17 protein-coding genes are annotated in these 22133 nt (G+C 70.0%); 9 read left to right on the top strand and 8 right to left on the bottom strand.

The window, feature by feature from the left end:
• The first annotated feature begins 164 nt into the window (after positions 1 to 164).
• The gene (locus Q9G87_RS51245) at positions 165 to 947 is read left to right on the top strand and encodes a hypothetical protein (protein WP_305923981.1); all 783 of its coding nucleotides are present in this window, start codon (positions 165 to 167) and stop codon (positions 945 to 947) included.
• Between the two features lie 229 nt (positions 948 to 1176).
• Here the strand turns inward: Q9G87_RS51245 and Q9G87_RS51240 are convergent, their stop codons facing one another.
• From Q9G87_RS51240 to mshB, 3 genes are read right to left on the bottom strand one after another with little or no spacing between them, the layout of a single operon-like run.
• Positions 1177 to 1671: a flavin reductase family protein gene (locus tag Q9G87_RS51240; protein ID WP_305923980.1), complete on the bottom strand. Its 495-nt coding sequence runs from the start codon at positions 1669 to 1671 to the stop codon at positions 1177 to 1179.
• 17 nt (positions 1672 to 1688) lie between these two features.
• Complete coding sequence (locus Q9G87_RS51235; RefSeq protein WP_305923979.1) at positions 1689 to 2105, bottom strand: DUF6113 family protein; 417 nt, start codon at positions 2103 to 2105, stop codon at positions 1689 to 1691.
• Between the two features lie 11 nt (positions 2106 to 2116).
• Positions 2117 to 3022, bottom strand: a complete 906-nt coding sequence (gene mshB, locus Q9G87_RS51230) for an N-acetyl-1-D-myo-inositol-2-amino-2-deoxy-alpha-D-glucopyranoside deacetylase (protein ID WP_305923978.1) — start codon at positions 3020 to 3022, stop codon at positions 2117 to 2119.
• A gap of 79 nt (positions 3023 to 3101) precedes the next feature.
• On the opposite strand from mshB, the gene Q9G87_RS51225 reads away from it, so the two are divergent.
• Together Q9G87_RS51225 and Q9G87_RS51220 are read left to right on the top strand one after the other, a co-directional pair.
• Positions 3102 to 5174, top strand: coding sequence for a S9 family peptidase (locus Q9G87_RS51225; RefSeq protein ID WP_305923977.1), 2073 nt, complete (start codon positions 3102 to 3104; stop codon positions 5172 to 5174).
• 124 nt (positions 5175 to 5298) lie between these two features.
• A complete protein-coding gene (locus Q9G87_RS51220; protein WP_305923976.1) occupies positions 5299 to 6729 on the top strand; it encodes an alpha/beta fold hydrolase in 1431 nt (476 codons plus the stop codon).
• Positions 6730 to 6870: 141 nt separating this feature from the next.
• Here the strand turns inward: Q9G87_RS51220 and Q9G87_RS51215 are convergent, their stop codons facing one another.
• The 3 genes from Q9G87_RS51215 to Q9G87_RS51205 form a co-directional block, all read right to left on the bottom strand.
• A complete protein-coding gene (locus tag Q9G87_RS51215) occupies positions 6871 to 8628 on the bottom strand; it encodes an ABC transporter ATP-binding protein (RefSeq protein WP_305923975.1) in 1758 nt (585 codons plus the stop codon).
• Positions 8629 to 8631: 3 nt separating this feature from the next.
• Complete coding sequence (locus Q9G87_RS51210) at positions 8632 to 10773, bottom strand: ABC transporter transmembrane domain-containing protein (RefSeq protein WP_305923974.1); 2142 nt, start codon at positions 10771 to 10773, stop codon at positions 8632 to 8634.
• Positions 10774 to 10952: 179 nt separating this feature from the next.
• Entirely contained in the window at positions 10953 to 12116 is a 1164-nt protein-coding gene (locus Q9G87_RS51205) for an MFS transporter (RefSeq protein WP_305923973.1), read from the bottom strand.
• A gap of 45 nt (positions 12117 to 12161) precedes the next feature.
• Between Q9G87_RS51205 and Q9G87_RS51200 the strand changes: the two genes are divergently transcribed.
• The 6 genes from Q9G87_RS51200 to Q9G87_RS51175 are packed head-to-tail and all read left to right on the top strand — an operon-like array spanning position 12162 to position 20004.
• Positions 12162 to 15656, top strand: coding sequence for a nitrate reductase subunit alpha (locus tag Q9G87_RS51200; protein ID WP_305923972.1), 3495 nt, complete (start codon positions 12162 to 12164; stop codon positions 15654 to 15656).
• Complete coding sequence (gene narH / locus Q9G87_RS51195; RefSeq protein WP_305923971.1) at positions 15656 to 17260, top strand: nitrate reductase subunit beta; 1605 nt, start codon at positions 15656 to 15658, stop codon at positions 17258 to 17260. Before Q9G87_RS51200 ends, narH begins: the two co-directional genes overlap by 1 nt.
• A complete protein-coding gene (narJ, locus tag Q9G87_RS51190) occupies positions 17257 to 17811 on the top strand; it encodes a nitrate reductase molybdenum cofactor assembly chaperone (RefSeq protein ID WP_305923970.1) in 555 nt (184 codons plus the stop codon). Before narH ends, narJ begins: the two co-directional genes overlap by 4 nt.
• Entirely contained in the window at positions 17808 to 18488 is a 681-nt protein-coding gene (narI, locus tag Q9G87_RS51185; protein ID WP_305923969.1) for a respiratory nitrate reductase subunit gamma, read from the top strand. Before narJ ends, narI begins: the two co-directional genes overlap by 4 nt.
• A gap of 47 nt (positions 18489 to 18535) precedes the next feature.
• Complete coding sequence (locus tag Q9G87_RS51180) at positions 18536 to 19156, top strand: phosphotransferase (protein ID WP_305923968.1); 621 nt, start codon at positions 18536 to 18538, stop codon at positions 19154 to 19156.
• A 41-nt stretch (positions 19157 to 19197) separates the two neighbouring features.
• Positions 19198 to 20004 carry an SDR family oxidoreductase gene (locus tag Q9G87_RS51175; protein WP_305923967.1) on the top strand — a complete coding sequence of 269 codons (807 nt, stop codon included), beginning with the start codon at positions 19198 to 19200 and terminating at the stop codon, positions 20002 to 20004.
• Here Q9G87_RS51175 and Q9G87_RS51170 read toward each other — a convergent pair.
• Positions 20001 to 20678, bottom strand: a complete 678-nt coding sequence (locus Q9G87_RS51170) for a phosphotransferase (RefSeq protein ID WP_305923966.1) — start codon at positions 20676 to 20678, stop codon at positions 20001 to 20003. The two genes, Q9G87_RS51175 and Q9G87_RS51170, sit on opposite strands and share 4 nt — an antisense overlap.
• Before the next feature lie 118 nt (positions 20679 to 20796).
• On the bottom strand, positions 20797 to 21984 hold the full coding sequence (locus Q9G87_RS51165; RefSeq protein ID WP_305923965.1) for an RtcB family protein: 1188 nt from the start codon (positions 21982 to 21984) through the stop codon (positions 20797 to 20799).
• Positions 21985 to 22133: the final 149 nt, after the last annotated feature.

The following is a 22133-nucleotide window of genomic DNA, read 5'->3' as shown; positions in this document are numbered from 1 at the left end:
ATGGCCAGGGTCCTGAAATCTCCTACAAGAGCAGGATTATGAGATTCTCTCTCCTGGGCGCGCTGCTCGGCACCGTCGCACTGGCAGGAGCCGGCGGAGTCGCGATCACCCAGACGTCAACGTCCGATCCCCTACGATTCTCTGACACGTCTGCCGATGGGCGAGTGGCTTTAGCCGCCGCGACTCCGACTGCTTCTCCCACGGAGACGCCGCCGCCGCCCACTCCCACTGAGACGCCGCCGGCCCCCACTCCCACCGAGGCTCCACCAGCCGAGGACTACGTCGTCACGACGGCGGTGGTCAAGAGGAGAGGCACGTCCTACCTGGACGTCTCCATTGAGTACACCGGGGCCGCCATCTTCAGCGTCAAGCAGAAAGTGTGCAAGCGAAGGTCGTGCAAGACCGCGAGCGCGGACATCCCGGTAACCGAAGGAACAGCACAATCCATCAAGCGACTGGGCTGGGGCTCGTACAAGAAGCGTGGTGAGCCCGCCGTCGCCATGACGCCTCTGCCGACCGTCACGGTCACGGAGCCGGGCCCCACGGTCACGGTCACCGAGCCAGGTCCGACGGTGACGGTCACCTGCCAGCCCGCACCGACGGACACCGCCACGCCGACCGACGTCCCCACGGACACGCCGACGGCGACGGTGACCCCGACAGAGACGCCACCGACCACACCGACCGAGACGCCGACCCCGACCGTGACTCCGACGGAAACGGCGACAACCACTCCGACGGACACGCCTACCGAAACCCCGACAGGAACCCCGACGGACACGCTGCCGCCGACGGTGACTCCCACGGAGATCCCCGTCTGCCCGGCGCCGGAGCAGCCCTCGGAGCCCCCGACGGACACGGCGCCACCGCCGACGACACCGACCGACGTCCCGACGGAGACACCGACCGCGACACCGACGGGAACGGTCACCACTCCCGCTCAGTGACAGTGGAGTTACGACCGACCGTCTGACCGGGCCAGGCCACCGTGCCTGGCCCGGCTCATGCCCAGACACCGCCCGCTCGCGCGGCGACAGCAGGTGGCAGCACCCGCGCGGCGACAGCACCCGCACGCCGAGCCCGCTCAACGCCTTGGCGATCCTGATCAGCGTCGTTGTCTTCGCCCTCGCCGCGGCGGACAGGGCGCCGATGGGGCGAAGGCCGCCTCCGACAGCACTAGAGGCGCTTGTAGCGCCCCTCGTGGTACATGAGCGGCGCCTCCTCGGACGGCGTACCCATCGCGGTCACCTCGCCCACCACGATCGAATGGTCTCCACCCTCATGGACATCCGTCGTCGTGCACTCCAGCGTGGCGATCGCCTCGTCGAACAACGCCACCCCCGAATGCCCGCGATGGTGCGCCCACTTGGTGAGCTGCCCGTTCAACGGCCGCCCCCGATGCGCGAAGAACCGTGAGGCGTCCTCCATCGAGACAGGCAGCACGGACACCCCCCACACCCTCGTCTCCAGCACCACGTCGTGGAAGCGGGCCACCTTCTCGGCGCAGAACAACACGAGCAGCGGTTCGAGCGAAACAGAGGTGAAGGAATTCACCGTCATCGCGTGATCGATGCCGCCGAGCCTGGTCGTGACGATCGCGACTCCGGTGGCGAAGCGGCCGACGACCTTGCGATATGCCTCAGGGTCCACAGGCCGCTCTATCGAATGCACGAAGTCACTGTATGCCGCTACATCGGATTCTTTGGAGAATACCCCCGCAGAAGCCACGATTCCCCACCGGACGAGGGCGAAAGCAAGTAGGCCACAACGAGAGCTACGAGCCCCCCGTACAGGTAGAGGTAGCCGGCAACGCCGTGCGCGATCACGAGGTCACCGGATCCCAGCTCCAGCGCGAACGGCATCGTCACCAGCAGCCACCCGCCTCCCGTCGTCACGACCCCGAGCCGCGCGCGCATCAGCTTGCCCGCCCCCAGGCACACCCCGAACAACGCCAGCATCCACACGACGGCCGCGACCGGAATCGGGCCGATCTGCCACACCGGATGCGTGAACCCGCCCACGACCCCCATGACGACCCCCAGCACGAACAGCATGCCGTAGGCCGCCCCACCCAGCGCCGACTCGGCCTGGCTGCGATGCTCCATGTCGAATGAGGTTAGTGGATGCCCGCGAAGAGATCGTTCTCGCGGTTGTGCGGCTCACCGAGGCCGCCTGCCTCGACCGGCGGCCCGGGCACCGGCCGGCCGGGCACGCCGACGGCCAGGATGTAGTGCTCGACGCCCAGCACCTCCTGGCCGATCTTGTTGGACAGGGCGAACCACGGGTCCTGGACGCTGATCTGGGTGACGTGCGCGCGCATGGCCTCGATCTTGTTGCCGATCCACGGGCGCGCGTCGATCTCGGTGGTGATGTCCTCGTCCCGGTTGCCGAACGGCAGGTCATCGACGTTTTCGGTGATGAAGTCCACATCGGCCTCGCGCAGCGCTTCCGCCGTGCGTCCCATGACGGACCGGGGCAGAGCCGTGTGGTAGAACTTCGCGATCTGCCACGGCTCGCCCTCGCCGAAGCCTGGCTTCGCGGCCAGCTCGAACGCTCTGCGCGAAACACGGTGCGCCTGGATGTGGTCGGGGTGACCGTAGAAGCCGTTGTCGTCGTACGTGACCAGCACCTGCGGGCGTATCTCGCGGATGACCTTGACCAGCTCGCCCGCGGCCTCGTCGAGGTCGGCGCACCAGAACGCCCGGGGATGGTCATTGGACGCCACCCCCATCATCCCCGAGTCCCGCCAGCGTCCGGGACCGCCGAGGAAGCGGTGGTCCTCGACGCCGAGCGCCTGGCAGGCGGCCTCGAGCTCGCCGATCCGATAGGGGCCGAGCGCGTCGTCCTGGTCGGCGGCCAGGTGGGCGAGATCGCCGGGAATGATCTCCCCTTCCTCACCCAGTGTGCACGTCACGAGCGTGACGTGGGCGCCCTCGGCGACGTATTTGGCCATGGTCGCGCCGGTGCCGATCGACTCGTCGTCCGGGTGGGCGTGCACGAGCAGGAGCCGTCGATCAGTCATGGCCACGAGCGTACCGACCAGGGTCCTGTTCCTCAGCCCCCGGCCCGGCCATCGGCCCGGCGGTGGCAGGATTGGGGCCATGAGCGAGAGCTTTCCGCGTCTGTCTGCCAGGACCCGCCGGTTCACCCTCGGGGTGCCCAGGGGCTTCACTATCTCGCCGGACGGCGGCCGCGTGGTGTTCCTGCGGACGCGATCGGGCACCGACCCGGTGACGTGCTTGTGGGAGCTCGACACGGAAACGCACGTCGAACGCCTGGTCGTCGACCCGCGTACGATCCACGGCGACGACGAGGACCTGCCGCCCGAGGAGCGGGCCAGGCGCGAGCGCAGCCGCGAGGCGGCGGGCGGCGTGGTCGCGTACGCCACCGACACCGGCGTGACGACTGCCTGCTTCGCCCTGTCCGGCGGCCTCTACGCCGTCGACCTGGCCACCGGCCGGGCCCGCAAGCTGGACACTCCGGGCGCGGTCATCGACCCCCGGCTGTCCCCCGACGGGCGACATGTCGCCTACGTGACGGGAGGCGCGCTCCACGTCCAGGACCTGGTGTCGGGCGAGGACCGCGCGCTGGCCACGCCGGAGTCGGAGACGGTGACGTACGGGCTGGCCGAGTTCATCGCCGCTGAGGAGATGGACAGGATGCGCGGCTACTGGTGGGCGCCGTCGGGCGACGCGCTGCTGGTGGAGCGGGTGGACGAGGCTCCGGTACGCACCTGGCACATCGCCGACCCGGCCAATCCCGACCGGCCGGCGACGGCTCAGCGCTACCCTGCCGCCGGCACGCCCAACGCGATCACCAAGCTCTACGTGCTGGGGCTCGACGGGTCGCGGGTCACGGTGCCGTACGCGGAGGAATACCTGACGACAGCCGTCTGGGACGCTCACGCGCTGTCGATCGTGACGCTGACCCGCGACCAGAAGACGATGCGGCTGTTCACGGTCGACCCGGCGACCGGCGCCTCCACCCTCGTCCGCCAGGACAACGACCCCGCCTGGGTCGACATCGTCACCGGCGTGCCCGCTCACCTCGACGACGGTTCGCTGGTCTGGGTGGCCGGCTCCGACGGCGGTCACCGCCTCTTCGTGGGCGACCGCGCCGTCACACCGCCGACGCTCCAGGTGCGGGCCGTGCTCGACGTCGACCACGACAGCGTGTTGTTCAGCGCGAGCGGCGACCCGACCGAAATCCAGCTGTGGACGTGGGACGGGCACTCGCTGTTGCCGGTCTCGACCCGTTCCGGGGTGTTCTCGGGGCGGATGGCAGGCGGGGTGGGCGTGCTCAGCGAGCAGAGTCTCGACACCGAGGGCGTGTCGACCACGGTCGTACGCCGCGACGGCATGGCCGTGCCGATCCCGTCCTTCGCCGAGCGCCCCGGACTCGACCTGCGGGTCTCGATCGGCCGCTCGGGCCGCAGGGAGCTGGCCACCGCCGTAGTGCTGCCCTCCTGGCATGAGCAGGGCTCGGGCAAGCTGCCTGTCCTCATGGACCCGTACGGCGGCCCGCACGCGCAGCGGGTGCTCAACCGGCGGGGCGCGTTCCTGGAGAGCCAGTGGTTCGCCGAGCAGGGCTTCGCCGTCGTCGTCGCCGACGGCCGCGGCACCCCCGGCAGGGGCACCGATTTCGAGCGGGCGGTGCGGGGCGACCTGGCGACCCCGGCGCTCGAGGACCAGATCGACGCCTTGCAGGGCGTGGCCGAGCAGTACGGCGACGACCTCGACCTGACGAAGGTGGCCATTCGCGGCTGGTCGTTCGGCGGCTTCCTGGCCGCGCTCGCGGTGCTGCGACGCCCTGACGTGTTCCACGCGGCCGTGGCGGGAGCCCCCGTGACGGACTGGCGGCTGTACGACACCTGCTACACCGAGCGATACCTGGGCCATCCGGACGAGCAGCCCGAGGTGTACGAGAAGTCCTCGTTGTTCGCGGACGCCGACAAGCTCGATCGGCCGTTGCTGCTGATCCACGGCTTGGCGGACGACAACGTCGTGGCCGCGCACACGCTCCGCCTGTCGTCGGCTCTGCTCGCGGCCGGTCGCCAGCACAGCGTGCTCCCGCTCTCCGGCGTCACGCACATGACGCCTCAGGAGGTCGTGGCGGAGAACCTGCTGCTGCTCCAGGTCGACTTCCTGAAGAAGTCCCTGGGCGTGACCTCCTGACCGGCCGCCACCACGATCGCCGGGCGCCGGCTGGGTCTGACAACCCGTGGTAGGACTAGGCGCCCGGCAAAACCAAACCCTGGTCTGACGCGCCCGCGGCCGCCGGTCCGCGATCGTTAACGCCATGCTGAAGCCCATCCTCATCACCCTTTCCGTGCTCACTGTGAGCGTCCCGGCGGCGACGGCGACGGCGGCACAGGCCGGACCTCGCTCGGTGAGACCGGCCGAGACGGCGACCACCATCCACGACTGGAGTCCCTGCCCCAACGACAAGATCGGCATGGAGTGTGCCGACCTGCGAGTCCCGGCCGACTGGAAGAAGCCCGACAGCCGCACGATCACCCTCAAACTGGGGCGGCTCAGATCCACCGGCACCTCGGAAGGCTCTGTCCTGGTGGCCTACGGCGGCCCCGGCGGCCCGGGCATCGCCATCACCCAGTCAGCCGCCTCGACTTGGTGGACCGATCTCCGCAAGCGCATGGACATCGTCACTTGGGACACCCGCGGCTACGGCGAGCAGTTCCAGGGTCTCAGCACCGGCCTGCCCTGCGTCTGGACCCGCATTCCCCTCCCCGACCTCCCCCAGGACGACGCCGACTTCGGCCGCCTGTCCGACACCAACCGCGGCTACGCCGAGGCATGCCGGCTCAAGGACCCCGAGCTGTTCGCCAACATGAGCTCAGCGGACCAGGCCAGAGACATGGAGGCGATCAGAAAGGCCCTGGGCGACCAACCGCTCAACTACTACGGCGCTTCTTACGCCGGCTTCTACGGCCAGGCATACGCCCGCCTCTTCCCCGGCCGGATCCGCACGGTGGTCCTCGACGGCACCTGGAGCCACAGCGCCGCCGACTGGACCGGCGAGCTGGAGGAAATGGCGAAGTCGAACGAGCAGGCCATGCGGCGCTTCTTCACCTGGTGCGCCGCGAACGGCTGCGATGACGTCCCCGGCCTCTGGCGTGAGCTGATCGTCCGAGCCGACCGCACGCCCATCCCCACCACGACCGCCAACGTGGCCTACAAGGCCCGCGACCTGCAGTCCTTCGCCCTGTCCCACGCCCGCCAGGGCTCCACGGCCTGGCCCGGGCTGGCCGAGGCCATCCGCAAGGCCGCCAAGGGCGATGCCTCGGCCTTCGTCCCGTCTCGCGGCTCCCGCTACCCCGACCAGGCCACCGGTGTGACGGAATGTGCAGACTGGCCCCGTTTCGCCAACCTCAAGGAAGCCGTCGCCACGACTCGCCGTCTGCTGCGCCTCGCTCCCAACACCGGCACCGCCAACACCATGGCCTCGGCGACGCTGGGCTGCATCGGCTGGCCACAGCCGGTGAGCAACCCGCCCGCCCCGCTCCCCAAGAGCCTGCCGCCCATGCTGGGCGCGGGCGCGTGGGGCGAGTCGGACGCGGTGGCCCGCGTCCTGTCCCAGGTCCCGGGCAGCGTCACCATCTACCATGACGGCCCGGGCCACACGCTCTACGGCAACAACGCGTGCGCCCGCGCCCACGTCAACCGCTACTTCACCGACCGCACCCTGCCCTCCCAGCCGGCAAAGTGCTGACCACCAACCGCACCCTGCCCTCCCACCCGGCAGAGTGCTGACCACCGACCCCCGCCATCGTCCAGGACCAGGCAGTGCCCGCGCCTCACGGGCCGCTGTCCTCAGGACCGGGCAGTGCCCGCGCCTCCGGGCCCGCTGTCCTCAGGACCGGGCGACCGTCGCTGTCCCGTGCCAGCTGGCCCACAGCGCGGCATAGGACCCGCCCTCGGCGACCAGCTCATCATGCGAACCCAGCTCGCTGATCCGCCCGTCCTCCACGACCGCCACCCGATCGGCGTCATGCGCCGTGTAGAGCCGGTGCGCGATCGCGATCACCGTACGCCCGTCCAGCACCGCGGCCAGGGAACGCTCCAGGTGCCGGGCCGCCCGGGGGTCGATGAGGGAGGTGGCCTCGTCCAGGACCAGGGTGTGCGGGTCGGCGAGCACCAGCCTGGCCAGTGCCAGCTGCTGGGCGTGGGCAGGCGAGATGGCCAGCCCACCGGACCCGACCTGCGTCTCCAGTCCGGAAGGCAGCCCTTGCACCCAGTCGAGCGCGTCCACCGCCTCCAGTGCCTTGCGCACCGCCGCGTCGTCGGCGTGGGGCCGGGCGATCAGGAGGTTGTCGCGCACGGTGCCCTTGAACACGTGGTGCTCCTGGGTGACCAGTGCGACGTGCCCCCGCAGATCGTTCAGCGGCAGGTCCACGAGCGGCACGCCGCCGACGCTCACCGAGCCGGTGCGCGGCCCGTGGATGCCCGCCAGCAACCGTCCCAGCGTGGACTTGCCCGCCCCGGAAGGCCCGACCATGGCCAGCCGTTCGCCGGGCTGCACGGTCAGCGACACGCCGTGCAGCACGTCGCGGCCCTCGCGGTAGGCGTACCGGACGTCGGAGGCCTCCAGCAGCTCACCCGAGGGCTGTGCGGAGGAGGGCACGCGGTCCTCGGGCACGTTGGCCACGCCGAGGAGGCGCGCCATGGCCGCACCGCCCACCTGCAGCTCGTCGATCCACATCAGGAACCTGTCGAGCGGGTCGATCAACTGCTGGGCATAGAGCGCGGCGGCGGTCACCTGGGCGAGCGTCACCCAGCCGTTGGTGTAGAACAGGCCGCCGACCAGCAGCGCGCTCACCACCGGGATGATGTAGCCCAGCTCGACGGCGGGATACCACCTGACGCGCAGCCCGAGCGTATACCGCTCGGCCGCGTACGAGTTCCGGATGTCGCCGTCGGTACGCGCCCGGCGGCGCTCCTGGAGGCCCAGCGCCTCCACGGCCCTGGCGCCTTCGACGGTCTCGGCCAGTCCTTCGGTCATGTCGGCGTACGCGGCGTTCTCGCGCAGGTAGCCGTCACGCGCCCGCTTCAGATACCAGCGGGTGGCCACCCAGAGGACCGGCCCCGCGATCAGCATCGGAAGCATGAGCAGCGGACTGACCAGCACCAGCGCGCCCATGGTGATCAGGAAGGTGACCATCGCGATCAGCGTCTCCGGCACGGCGTGCCGGACCGTGCGCGACAGGGAGTCCACGTCACGGGAGGTTCTGGTGATCAGGTCGCCGGACCCGGCCCGCTCCACCGTGGACAGCGGCAGGGCGAGCACCTGGTCCACGAATTCCTCACGCAGCTCGGCCAGGACCTTCTCGCCGAGTTGGGCCGAGGCCAGCACGGCGTACCGCATGAGCACGCCCTCCAGGAGCAGGAACCCGCCGATGGCGGCGGCCACCAGGGTGACGTGGACCTCGGCGCCGCGCTCGACGTCCTCGACCAGGGCGCCGAGCTGCCACGGCACGACCAACCCGGCCACTGCGGCCAGCCCGTGCAGCAGAAGGGCGACGGTGAGCTGGCGCGGATATTTGAGCGTCAGCCGCCGGGCGTATGCGCGCACCTGCTTCCGGTCGGCGACCGGCAGAATGTCACGGGCCACGGGTCAGTCCTCTCCACGAGTGACGGTCGCCGCGTATTCAGGCGAGCTGTCCAGCAACTGCCGGTGCGTGCCCTCGGCGAGCACTCGGCCGTTCTCGATGTAGATCACGTGGTCCGTTCGGTCGAGCACCAGCGGGCTGGTGGTGCAGATCAGCGTGGTCTTGCCGGCGCGGCTCGTGGCCAGGCGCTCGGCGATGCGGGCCTCGCTGTGGGCGTCGACGGCGCTGGTGGGCTCGACCAGGATGAGCACTTCGGGGTCGGCCAGCAGCGCCCTGACCAGCCGCAGCCGCTGCTGCTGTCCACCGGAGAACTCCCGGCCCGCCTCCGCCACCCACGTGTCGAGCCCGTCGGGCAGGGCTTCGATGATGTCGTCCGCACAGGCCGTGTAGAGCGCCTCGCGCATCCGCTCACCGTCGGCGCCCTCGCTGTCCCGCACCTTCCACCCTGCGTTGGCCAACCCGCCGTCGGCCAACCCGCCGTCGGCCAACCCGCCATCGACCAACCCGCCGTCAGCCGACCCTCCACCAATCAGCCGCCCATCGGCCAGCTCTCCGTCGGTCGGCCCTCCACCAATCAGCCGTCCATCGGCCGGCTCTCCGTCGGTCGGCTCTCCGTCGGCCCCATCGATGAGGCTGATGGCGCCGTCCAACCCGCCGTCGTCCAACCCGCCGTTCCCTGGCCGGCCGTCGTCTGGGAGGCCGCCGTCTGGGAGGCCGCCGCGCCGCGCAGAGGTGTCGGCCCGGACGAGCGCTCGCATCCGGCCGGGAGCCGCATCGCGGGTGTCCGGCCTTGGACCGGCGTCGGTGCCGAGCGCCGGATCGACGCCGAGGGCCGGGTCGGTGCCCAAGGCCGGATCGATGCCCAAGGCCGGATCGGTGCGGATGGTCAGTTCGTCCCGGAGCCGGCCGGTGAAGAGACGGGCGGCGTTGTCGGCGACGAGGATGCGGCGGCGGACTTCATCCAGCGGCAACGTGCCGAGGTCGGCCGCCCCGAACATGACGTCCCCGACGGTGTAGCGGCCGAGCCGGTCGGCGATGGCGATGGCGTCCTCGGGCGCGTTCGCGGCCACCGCCGTGAGCATGCCCGGCTGCACCGTGACCCCGCTGTACGAGTCCCGCAGCACCCCACCCGGGCTGCTCCCCTGACCGCCCTTGACCTCGGGCTCCAGGGACAGGATGCGGATCACCCGTCCGGCGGCCACATGCCCCTTGGTGAGCTTGTCCGCCATCTCGGTGAGCGTGCGCATGGGCCCGATGAGGAACACCGCGTACAGGTAGAACGCGACAAGTTGCCCGGTAGGGATCTCCCCAGCCACGGCGAAGGAGGCCCCGACGCCGGTGACGACCGCGATGAGCAGGCCGGGCAGCAGGATCTGGGCGCCTTCCAGCACCGATTCGACCCGGGCCACCCGCACGCCGGCCTGCCGCGCCCGCTGCGACTCCTCCCGGTAACGCTCGGCGAACACCTGCTCGCCGCCGATGCCGCGCAGCACCCGAAGCCCGGCCACGATGTCGGCGGCCCTGGTGGACAGCTCGCCGGTCAGCTCGCGTTGCCTGGCCTGCCGTCGGTGCAGGGGCCTGAGCAGCGGCCCGACCGCGACGGCCATGAGCGGCACGCCGAACAGCACGAGCAGCCCGAGCGGCAGCGAGGTCGAGATGAGGATCACGGTGACGGTGATGATCGCCACGACGGAGCCGACGCCGCGCAGCAGGATGTCCATGGAGCTGCCGATGTGGGCGATGTCGGAGTTGCCGACGCTGATGACCTCGCCGGTCGAGAGCCGTTTAGGCAGAGTGGCGCCGAGCCTGGCGGCCTGCCTGGCCGTGAGCTGCACGGTGCGGTAGGCGGCGGCCAGCCAGTTGTAGACGGCCAGCCGGTGCCGCATGACTCCGCTGAACGCCTGCAGCAACCCCAGCCCGAACAGGATGGACGACCAGATCAGCAGCGCCCGCGTGTCCTTGGCGGTCACGGCCTCGATGCCCTGCCCGAGCACGGCCGGCATCAAGGCCTGCACCAGCCACCACAGGGTCGCGTAGCCGATGCCCGCGAGCAGGGATGGCATCTGCCGCCGCGCGGTCCACCACAGAAAGCGGAGCGGGCTGCGGATGTCGGGCACGCCGGGATCGGCCTCAGGAAGGGAGCGCATAGCTCGACAAGATTGACAAGATGTTCCCCGGTCCAGCAAACGGTTTTCCCGTGCGGCCTGGCCTGAGCATCCGAAACGCCGTCAGGGCACGTCGCCCCCACGGCTGTCCCGTCCGCACCTCCAGGGCACGTCGCCCCCGCGACTGCCCCGTCCACAATTCCACCGAAGGGTGCCCGCGGTCAGACGGCATGGAAGGCTCGCCATGCGTACGCCAGCGCGACCAACGCCGTCACCGTCAGCAACACGTACCCGATCGTGTACGCCCCTGTGGTGCTGTAGACGACGCCCATCACGAGCGGCGGGAAGTACCCGCCGAGCCCTCCGGCCGCGCCGACGAGACCGGTCACCGTGCCCACCTTGGAGGCCTCGACGACCTTGGCCACCAACGCGAACACACCGCCCGTCCCGAGCCCCAGGAAGAAGGCCATGAGTACGAAGCTCATCCCGGCAGGCACCTCGAGAGGCGGCCGCCACGCCAGGACGAGCGCCATGACCGCGATCCCAGCGAACGCGATCAGCAACACCCGCACGGCCCCGATCCGGTCGGAGACGGTGCCGCCCAGTGGCCTGGACAGCACGGCCGCGATCGAGAACCCGGCCGAACGCAGCCCGGCATCGGTCTGAACGAACTGGTAAACGTTCGCCAGCAACGTCGGCAGGTACGTGGAGAACGCCACGAACCCGCCGAACGCGACCGCGTACAGGAACGCGCACTGCCAGGTCGCCTTGATGCGCAGCGCCTCCCGGGCGGCCGGCCCGGAGGCGGTGGCGGGCGACCAGCGGGGCGAGTCGCGGCTGCCGCCCAGCATGATCACGCCGATCAGCGCCAGCAGCGCCGCCATCAGCACATGGGCAGCCCCCCGCCCGAAGGCCTCCACCAGGCGCGGCGTGCAGAACGCCGACAGCGCGGTCCCGCCCATGCCCGCCCCGAACACGCCGGTCGCGAAGCCCCGGCGGGCAGGCTCGTACCAGGCGTTCACGAAGGGGATGCCGATCGCGAACGACGTACCGGGAATGCCGAGCAGAAACCCCCAGAACAGCAGCCACCCGTACGAGTCCGACCACCCGACGAACAACACGGGCACAATCGAGACGAAACAGACCGCGGCGAACATGCGCCGCCCGCCGAGCCGGTCGGCCAGCATCCCCGCCGGAATCCGCCCCAGAGCACCGACCAGCACCGGGATCGCGACCAGCAACGACGTCTGCGTCGGCGACAACCCGAGTCGCCTGCTGTAGCTCCCCGCCAGTGGCCCGATCAGGTTCCACGCCCAGAACGTGATCGCGAACGCCATCGTGGCCAGCACCAGGTTCCGCACCTGACCTTTACGGAGCTCAGACATATACCCTGTGTAACAGAGGACTACGTTCTGTGATGAAGTGGGGGTATGAGCGCGGAGGACGTCCTACTGAAGATGGGCCGGTTCCTACGCAGGTCGGCCACGAGCCCGGACCTGCGGGCCATCCACCTGACGGGCGGCGTCGAGGGCGACGCCTTCTACCGGGACCGATGGAGCCACGACAAGGTGGTCCGCTCCACGCACGGCGTGAACTGCACGGGATCGTGCTCGTGGAAGGTCTACGTCAAGGACGGCATCATCACGTGGGAGGCCCAGCAGACCGACTACCCGAGCGTGGGCCCCGACCGCCCCGAGTACGAGCCGCGCGGCTGCCCGCGCGGGGCCGCCTTCTCCTGGTACACCTACTCGCCGACGCGGATCCGCTACCCGTACGCCCGGCGCGTCCTGCTCGACATGTACGCCGAAGCTCGGCAACGCCTCGGCGACCCGGTGGCCGCATGGGCCGAAATCACGACAAATCCGGAAAAGCGGGAAAGGTACCAAAAAGCCCGTGGCCGAGGCGGCCTCGTCCGCGTCAGCTGGGACCTGGCCACCGAGATGATCGCCGCCGCCCACGTCCACACCATCAAGGCCTACGGCCCGGACCGCATCGCCGGCTTCTCCCCCATCCCCGCCATGTCGATGGTCTCCCACGCGATCGGCTCCAGGTTCGTGTCCCTGATCGGCGGCACCATGTTGTCCTTCTACGACTGGTACGCCGACCTGCCGGTGGCCTCCCCCCAGGTGTTCGGCGACCAGACCGACGTGCCGGAGTCCGCGGACTGGTGGGACGCCGCGTACCTGCTGATGTGGGGCGCGAACGTCCCCGTCACCCGCACCCCCGACACCCACTGGATGGCCGAGGCCCGCTACCGCGGCCAGAAGGTCGTGGTCGTGAGCCCCGACTACAACGACGCCGCCACCTTCGCCGACGAGTTCCTGAGCGTGCGACCGGGCACGGACGGCGCGCTGGCCATGGCCATGGGGCACGTCCTGCTCAAGGAGTTCTTCGTCGACCGCGAGACGCCGTTCTTCACCGACTACATCAAGCGGTTCACCGATCTGCCCTTCCTGGTGCGGCTGGAGGAGCACGAGGGCGCCTGGCTGCCCGGCAAGTTCCTCACGGCGCGGGACCTGGGCTCGGACGAGGAGGCAGCCGAGTGGAAGACCGTCCTCATGTCGCGGGACGGCGTGTCGGTGGTACCGAACGGCTCGATCGGCTTCCGCTGGACGGAGTCGGGCAAGGGCCGCTGGAACCTGAACCTCGACACGGACCCCGAGCTCACCCTCCTCGGGCGCGGGCAGAGCAAGGAGGTGCTGCTGCCCCGCTTCGACGGCGGCGCCGCGACCCACCGGGGCGTGCCGGTGGTGAAGGTCGGGGACCATCTCGTCACCACGGTGTTCGACCTGCTGCTCGCCCAGTACGGCGTCCAGCGGGAGGGGCTGCCCGGTGATTGGCCCACCGGCTATGAGGACGCCGCGCAGCCGTACACGCCGGCCTGGCAGGAGCCGATCACGGGCGTCCCGGCCGAGCGCGCCACCAAGATCGCCAGGGAGTTCGCCAGGACGGCGGAGGTGTCCAAGGGCCGCTGCATGATCATCCTGGGGGCAGGCACCACACAATGGTTCCACGGCGACACGATCTACCGGGCGTTCCTGTCGCTGCTCCTGCTGACCGGCTGCCAGGGCCGCAACGGCGGCGGCTGGGCGCACTACGTGGGCCAGGAGAAATGCCGCCCGCAGACCGGATGGGCGCTGCTGGCGAGCGCCACGGACTGGTCGCGGCCGCCCCGGCAGACCCCGGGCACGCCGTTCTGGTATCTGCACACCGACCAGTGGCGCTACGACCGCTTCGACGCCGGCGAGCTGACCTCGCCTCTGGCCCGCGGCACCTTCCGCGGCAAACACACCGCCGACCTCATCACGGAGGCCGTGCGCAACGGCTGGATGCCGATGTCCCCGATGTTCGACCGCAACCCGCTGGACCTCGGCGACGCGGACGACCCCATCGCCCACACCCGCGCCGAACTGCAGGCGGGCAGGCTCGGGTACGCCGTCGAGCACCCGGACGACCCACGTAACTGGCCGCGCGTGCTCACCCTCTGGCGCTCCAACCTCCTCGGCTCCTCGGCCAAGGGCGATGAGTACTTCCTGCACCACCTCCTGGGCGCGACCTCCAACCTGGAGCACCCCGACGAGGAGGCGGCGACGGGCAAGCTGGATCTCCTCCTCACCCTCGACTTCCGGATGACGTCCTCGACGGTCTTCTCCGACATCGTGCTCCCGGCCGCCACCTGGTACGAGAAGCACGACCTGTCCTCCACGGACATGCATCCGTTCGTGCACGCGTTCAACCCGGCGATCACCCCTCCCTGGCAGACGAAGACGGATTTCACCGCCTTCCACCTCATCGCCCGCGCCTTCAGCGATCTCGCCAGAGAGCACCTGGGCGTGCGCCGCGACGTGGTCGCGACCGCACACCAGCACGACACCCCAGGCGAGCTGGCCCGGGACGCCGGCCCGGACCTCAAGCTCGTCGAGCGCGACTACGGCGCGATCGCCGAGAAGCTGGGCGCGCTCGGCCCGCTGACGGAGAAGCTCGGCCTCCCGGTCAAGGGCGTGACCTTCCTGCCCGACGAGGAGGTGGCCTGGCTGGGCCAGCGCTGTGGCCTCGTCCCGCGCGGCGTGGCCAAGGGCAGGCCGGAGCTGGACACCGACTCCAAGGCCTGCGAGGCCATCCTCGCCCTGTCGGGCGTCAGCAACGGCCGCCTGGCCGTCCAGGGTTTCCGCCAGCTCGCCGCACGGACCGGCACCGACCTCGACGGCCTCGCCCACGAGGGTCACCGCATCGTCTTCTCCGACACCCAGGCCAGGCCGGTGCACGTCGCCGCCAGCCCCGAATGGTCCGGCAAGGAGGCGCACAACCGCCGCTACTCCCCCTTCACGATCAACGTCGAGAACGGCAAACCCTGGCACACCCTCACCGGCCGCATGCATTTCTTCCTCGACCACGACTGGATGCACGAGTACGGCGAGGCCCTGCCGATCTTCCGCCCCCCGCTGGACCTGGCCGCGCTGCTGGGCGAGACCGGCACGCTGCGGTACCTGACCCCGCACAGCAAGTGGTCGATCCACTCCGAGTATCAGGACAACCTGCTCATGTTGTCGCTCTCCCGCGGCGGCCCCACGATCTGGATGTCCGTCGAGGACGCCGCCAGGATCGGGGTGGCCGACAACGACTGGATCGAGGCGGTCAACCGCAACGGCGTGGTCGTGGCGCGGGCGATCGTCTCCCACCGCATGCCGGTCGGCACGGTCTACATGCACCACGCCCAGGACCGCCTGATCGACGTGCCGAAGTCGGAGGCCACCGGCCGTCGCGGCGGCATCCACAACGCGCTGACCAGGGTCCTCATCAAGCCGACGCACATGATCGGCGGTTACGCCCAGCTCTCGTACGGCTTCAACTACCTCGGCCCCACCGGCAACCAGCGCGACGAGCTGACCACCATTCGTCGCAGATCCCAGGAGGTACGTTACTGATGCGGATCATGGCCCAGATCGCCATGGTGATGAACCTGGACAAATGCATCGGGTGCCACACCTGCTCGGTCACGTGCAAACAGACCTGGACCAACCGGCCCGGCGTCGAGTACGTCTGGTGGCAGAACGTCGAGACCCGCCCCGGCCAGGGCTATCCCAGACGGTACGAGGACCAGGACCGCTGGCACGGCGGCTGGACCCTCGACCGGAAGGGCAAACTCCAGCTCCGGGCGGGCGGCCGCCTGCGCAAGCTGCTCACCATCTTCGCCAACCCGATCATGCCGTCCATCCAGGACTACTACGAGCCCTGGACCTACGACTACGAGAACCTCACGAACGCACCCCTCTCCGAGGACATCCCCGTCGCGCCGCCCAGGTCGCTGATCAGCGGCGAGCCCACGAAGATCCGCTGGAGCGCCAACTGGGACGACAGCCTCGGCGGCGACCCCACGCCCGACCCGGTGCTGGAGCAGGTGTCGGAGCAGGTCAAGCTGTCGTTCGAAGAAGCGTTCATGTTCTACCTGCCGCGCATCTGCGAGCACTGCCTCAACCCGTCGTGCGTGGCCTCCTGCCCGTCGGGGGCGCTGTACAAGCGCGAGGAGGACGGCATCGTGCTGGTGGACCAGGACCGCTGCCGCGGCTGGCGCATGTGCGTGACCGGCTGCCCGTACAAGAAGGTGTACTTCAACCACAAGACCGGCAAGGCCGAGAAGTGCACATTCTGCTATCCGCGGGTCGAGGTCGGCCTGCCGACCGTCTGCTCGGAGACGTGTGTCGGCCGCCTCCGCTACATCGGGGTCCTGCTGTACGACGCCGACCGGGTCTCAGCGGCCGCCTCGGTTCCTGACGAACGCGACCTGTACGAGGCGCAGCTGGACATCTTCGTCGACCCCGACGACCCGGCCGTCGCCAGTGCCGGCCTGCCTCCCGACTGGGTGGAAGCCGCGCGCAGATCGCCCGTCTACCAGCTGATCAAGAAATACCGGATCGCGCTCCCCCTGCACCCGGAGTACCGGACGCTCCCCATGGTCTGGTACGTCCCGCCGCTCTCCCCCGTCGTGGACGCGCTCGCCGGCACCGGCCACGACGGCGAGGACGCGGTCAACCTGTTCGCCGCCATCGAGGCGTTGCGCATCCCCGTCGGCTACCTGGCCGAGCTGTTCACCGCGGGCGACCCGGCGCCGGTGACCACCGCGCTGCGCCGCCTGGCCGCGATGCGCTCGTACATGCGCGCGGTCAACCTGGGCGTGCCGCAGCCGGTTCCGCCCGACGCGGGCCTGGAGGAGGACGAGCTGAACGCCATGTACCGGCTGCTGGCGATCGCCAAGTACGACGAGCGTTATGTGATCCCGACCGCGTACGGCAATCCGCCGGGGATCTGGGAGGAAGGCGCGTGCAGCCTGGACTACGACGGCGGTCCCGGCATGCAGCCCCCGTTCGGCGAGGCGTCGGGCCATCCCGTGCCGGTCTCGATCGAGAGCTTCCACGGCCTGAAGGAGCGCCAGACCAGCGACGAGACCACCCACGACCGGGTGAACCTCCTCAACTGGGACGGCCGGGGCACTCCGGCCGGGCTGTTCCCGCCGCGGAGGAAGAAGACATGACCGAGCGCGTGCTCTGGCAGGCCGCCGCGCATCTGCTGGCCTACCCCGACGAACGGTTCTGGCGACGTCTGCCACTGATCAGGGAGGCGGCCGAGCCGTACGTCGCCGAGTTCCTCGGCCGGGCCGCCGAGCTGGGTCCCGGCGAGCTGGCCGCGCACTACGTGGAGACGTTCGACCTGAACCGGCGCTGCTGCCTCTACCTGACCTACTACACCGACGGCGACACCCGCCGCCGGGGCGAGTCGCTGGCCGCGCTGAAACGCCGCTACCGCGCCGCGGGATGGGAGCTGATGGAGGACGAGCTGCCGGACTTCCTGCCGGTCGTGCTGGAGTTCGCCGCGCTCGACCCCTCCGGGCCCGCGCTGCTCGCCGAGCATCGTGTTGGGCTGGAGCTGCTGCTGGCCTCCCTGGTGGCACGCGAGTCGCCGTACGCGCACGTGATCGGCGCCGTGTGCGCCGCGCTCCCGCCGCTCACCGCCGCCCAGCGGGCCGCGGCGAGCCGGCTGGCCACGGGCGGGCCGCCTGCCGAGACCGTGGGGAGGCACGCATGAGCTGGGGCGAGAGCGTGATGTGGATCGTCCTGCCGTACGTCACGATCGTGATCTTCGTCGGCGGCCTGCTCTGGCGCTACCGGTACGACAAGTTCGGCTGGACCACGCGCTCCTCCCAGCTCTACGAGAGCCGGCTGCTGCGGGTGGCCAGCCCGCTGTTCCACTACGCGCTGCTCTTCGTGATCGTCGGCCACATCACCGGGCTGCTCATCCCGGCGAGCTGGACCAACGCCATCGGCGTGAGCAACCACGCCTACCACGTGAACGCGCTCACCTGGGGCGGGATCTCCGGCCTTGCCACGCTCGTGGCGGTGGGCCTGCTGATCTACCGCCGCCGCACCACCGGTCCCGTGTTCCTGGCGACCACGACCAACGACAAGACCATGTACGCCGTGCTGACGGCGGCGATCTTCTCGGGGGTGGTGACGACCGTGGCGGGGTTCGTGCCCAGCGAGGTGAGTTACCGGACCACGGTCGGACCTTGGTTCCGCGGCGTGCTCACCTTCCAGCCCGACGTGACGGCGATGGGACAGGCGAGCGGCCTTTACAAGGTGCACACATTGATCGGGATGGTGCTGATCGTACTTTTCCCGTTCAGCCGCTTGGTGCATGCGCTTTCCGCCCCGTTGGGCTATTTGTTCCGTCCTTACATCGTGTATCGGAGGCGGCCGAGGTAGCGCGCGCGGGTCCCAGGAGGGGTTTTCGTGCGCCAGAATCGACCCTTGTGAAGCACGGGTACACCAACAGCACAGTCGGCGACGGCGCCCTGGTCGTGAAGTGCTACCAGGGTCCCGAGGCGGCTTTCAGGCTGCGCACGGAGAGCAGATACCTGCGCCGGCTGCGCGGCCGCCTCCCGGTCCCGCGCCTTCACCAGGTCACCGAGACGAGCCTGACCACCCGCTTCGTCTCCGGCGCCCACGGCCAGGACCTCCTGGACGAGGGCCGCGCGGTGGAGGTGCTCACGGAGTGCGGCCGGATCTTGGGCGGCATCCATCGGCTGGGCATCGTGCACGGCGACTTCGGCCCGCAGAACATGTTGTTCGACCCGGCCACGTTCGAGACGACCGCCATCCTGGACTGGGAGTGGGCCCACCCCGGACGGCCGGTCGAGGACCTCGCGTGGTGCGAGTGGATCATCCGCAGCCACCACCCCGAGCACGTGCCGCTGCTCCGGCACTTCTTCGCCGCCTACGACGGGTCCGTCCCAGGATGGCCGGAGCGGCAGGCGGCCATGGTGGCCCGGTGCCGCGACCTGCTCGACTTCTGCGCCCGGTGGGAGCCGGGCGGGGACGCCGAGAAGCTCTGGCACCGCCGCCTCGACACCACGGCCTCCTGGACGGAGTAGCGGGTGCGTTTCTGTCGGTCGCCTTTGCTTGACTCGGGGGCATGGCTCAGCATGTGATCCTTGTCCTCGGCGCGACCGGCTCCACCGGCCGGCGGGTGACCGGCCTGCTGCGTGCCTCCGGCCACGCCGTGCGGGCGGCGTCCAGGAGCGGCGAGACCACCTTCGACTGGTCCGAGCCGAGCACCTGGGAGCCCGCGGTGGCCGGCGCTTCCGCCGTCTACCTCATGGCGCCCGACGGCATCCCGGTCGATCCGCGGTTCGTGTCCCTGGCCGTCGAGCGGGGCGTCCGGCGCATCGTGCTGCTGTCCAGCACGGCCATCGAGCCCATGGGCGACGAGCGCCTGATGTCCGCCGAGCGCACCGTGCGGGAGTCGGGCGCCGAGTGGACGATCCTGCGGCCGAGCTGGTTCGACCAGAACTTCGACGAGGGCTTCTTCCAGTCCTCGATCCTCACGGGCGAGGTGGTGGTGCCGCTGGGGGACGTGCGGCAGGCGTTCGTGGACGCCGGCGACATCGCGGCCGTCGCCGCCGCGGCCCTCACGGAGGACGGCCACGCGGGGCGGACCTACGAGATCACCGGCCCCCGCTCGCTGACGTTCGGGGAGGCCGTGGAGATCATCGCCCGGGCGACCGGCCGCGAGGTCCGCTATCGGGGAGGCGACGAGGACTACCTGACGGCGATGGGCTCCTCGGAGCAGGCGATGGCCGAGGTCAAGGCATTCGCCGCACTCCGCGACCTCGGCGACCAGCCGGTCTCGGAGGCAGTGCGCCAGGTCACGGGCAGCCCGCCCAAACCCTTCGAGGCCTACGCCACGGAAGCCGCCGCTCAGGGCGCCTGGCGCCCTTAGAGAGACAGCTCCCTGATCAGGCTCCCGGCCGCGTCGATCAGCTCCACCTCCCGCGCGGAAAGCGTCGGATTCGCCCCCCGCGTGCGCTTGGCCTGGTCGAGCCCGTCACCGTAGTCCATCGCGCCGCCGAGCTCGCCGAGCAACGCGACGAGCATCTCGCGCGCCGGCATCGCCAGCTCGTTCTCCTCGTCCACCGCGACCTGCGCCATGATCAGGGCTGACATCGCGCAGTCCTGCCCGGGCAGCCCTTCCCGGCTGTTGCACCAGTCGATCACGAAGGGCCCGTCCGGCGTCAGCAAGACGTTGTCCGGATGCAGATCCAGATGCAGCACCCGATCACGCGGATCACCCGAAACCAGGGCCGGGATCGTGTGCAGCCGAAGCAGCAGCCGCGCCGTGACCCGCCCCGCCTCCGCGGGCGTGATCTCCCCGTCGATCGCCGCCCGTAACATCGTCGGCCCAGACAACCGCCGCATCACCAGATCGGTGGCATGCCCTTCGCCGACACCGGGATAGACATCGGGCACCGGGAACCCGTGCCGCGCCACGTGCGCCATGACGGCCACCTCGCGCCGCGCGTCGAGAGGTTCCCGGTAACGGCGCAGCACCCGGTCACCATCAACGGCGTACACGTCCGCACTGCGCCCTGACCCCAGCAGCTCACCGATCTCCATGCGCCAAACCTACCGACCGGGCCAGCTCTGCCCGCTGGGCCGCGTTCGCCCACGCCTGCCCGTAGGTCTTCAGCACGGCCCGCGCCGATTGGGCGGGCAGGTCTTTGAGCCAGTCGCGTCAACCCTTGATGCAGATGAGCTGCCGCAAGTGGGCCACGACCTGCACCAGGTCGGTCTGGGCGGCCATCACGGACTCCAGGTCCTTGTACGCCCCCGGAATCTCGTCGATCACTCCCGGGTCCTTGCGGCACTCCACACCCAGCGTCTGCTCCTGCAGGTCCTTGACCGTGAACGTCTTCTTGGCCTTGGTCCTGCTCATCTTCCGTCCGGCCCCGTGCGAGGCCGAGTTGAACGCCAGGCTGTTGCCCAGGCCCTTGACGATGTAGGTGCCGGTGGCCATCGAGCCGGGGATGATCCCCAGCTCACCGGAGCCGGCCCGGATGGCGCCCTTCCTCGTGACGAGGACGTCCACGCCGTCGTACCGCTCCTCCGCCACGTAGTTGTGGTGGCAGGAGATCGGCTGCTCGAACGTGATGTTCGGCAGGTGCCGGCGCAGCACGTCGCAGACCAGCCCCATCATCAGCGCCCGGTTGCGCCGCGCGTAGTCCTGGGCCCAGAACAGGTCACGCCGGTAGGCGTCCATCTGCGGCGTGTGCGCGACGAACACCGCCAGATCGCGGTCGACCAGCCCTTGGTTGTGCGACAGCCCGTGCGCGACGTCGATGTGGTGCTCGGCCAGCTCCTTGCCGATGTTGCGCGACCCGGAGTGCAGCACGACCCAGACGGCGCCCTCGTCGTCGGCGCACACCTCCAGGAAGTGGTTGCCGCCGCCGAGCGTGCCCATCTGCACCTCGGCCCGCTCCCGCAATCTCCGCACGGTCGGCGCCAGATCGTCGAAGCCCTCCCAGAACTCCGCCCACCCGGACGTCTTCATCCCGGCGACCTTCCCGGGATCGACCGGCCGCTTATGGTGATGGAACCCGACCGGCACGGCCTGCTCCAGCTTCCCCCGCAGGTAGGCCAGATTGTCCGGAAGCTGCGACGCCTTGTAGGAGGTCTTCACGGCCGTCATCCCACAGCCGATGTCCACGCCCACCGCGGCCGGCGACACGGCGTCCCGCATCGCGATGACCGACCCCACCGTCGCACCCTTGCCATGGTGCACGTCGGGCATGACGGCGACACCGTGCACCCACGGCAGGTTCGCCACATTTCGCAGCTGCTGCATCGCCTGCGGGTCGACCGACTCGGGCTCGGCCCACATCCTGATCGGATGCCGGGTCCCGGTCACCTCGTGGTACGTCATCGCGTGTCGCCTCCTTCCCGATCACCGAACTGGATCTATCAGGCCAGAGGTCCCATACCCACCGCAACCGAATAATGCGAGTCGTCGACCCCCGCCAAGTGAGACGAGACAGCGCCTCGCTCAGGGCGTGAATTCTTCATGATCCACAA

It is taken from the genome of Nonomuraea turcica (assembly GCF_030718205.1).
Classification (GTDB): Bacteria; Actinomycetota; Actinomycetes; order Streptosporangiales; family Streptosporangiaceae; genus Nonomuraea.
Note: the sequence above shows the minus strand (reverse complement) of the source record. Positions and strands in the feature narration are given on the sequence as shown.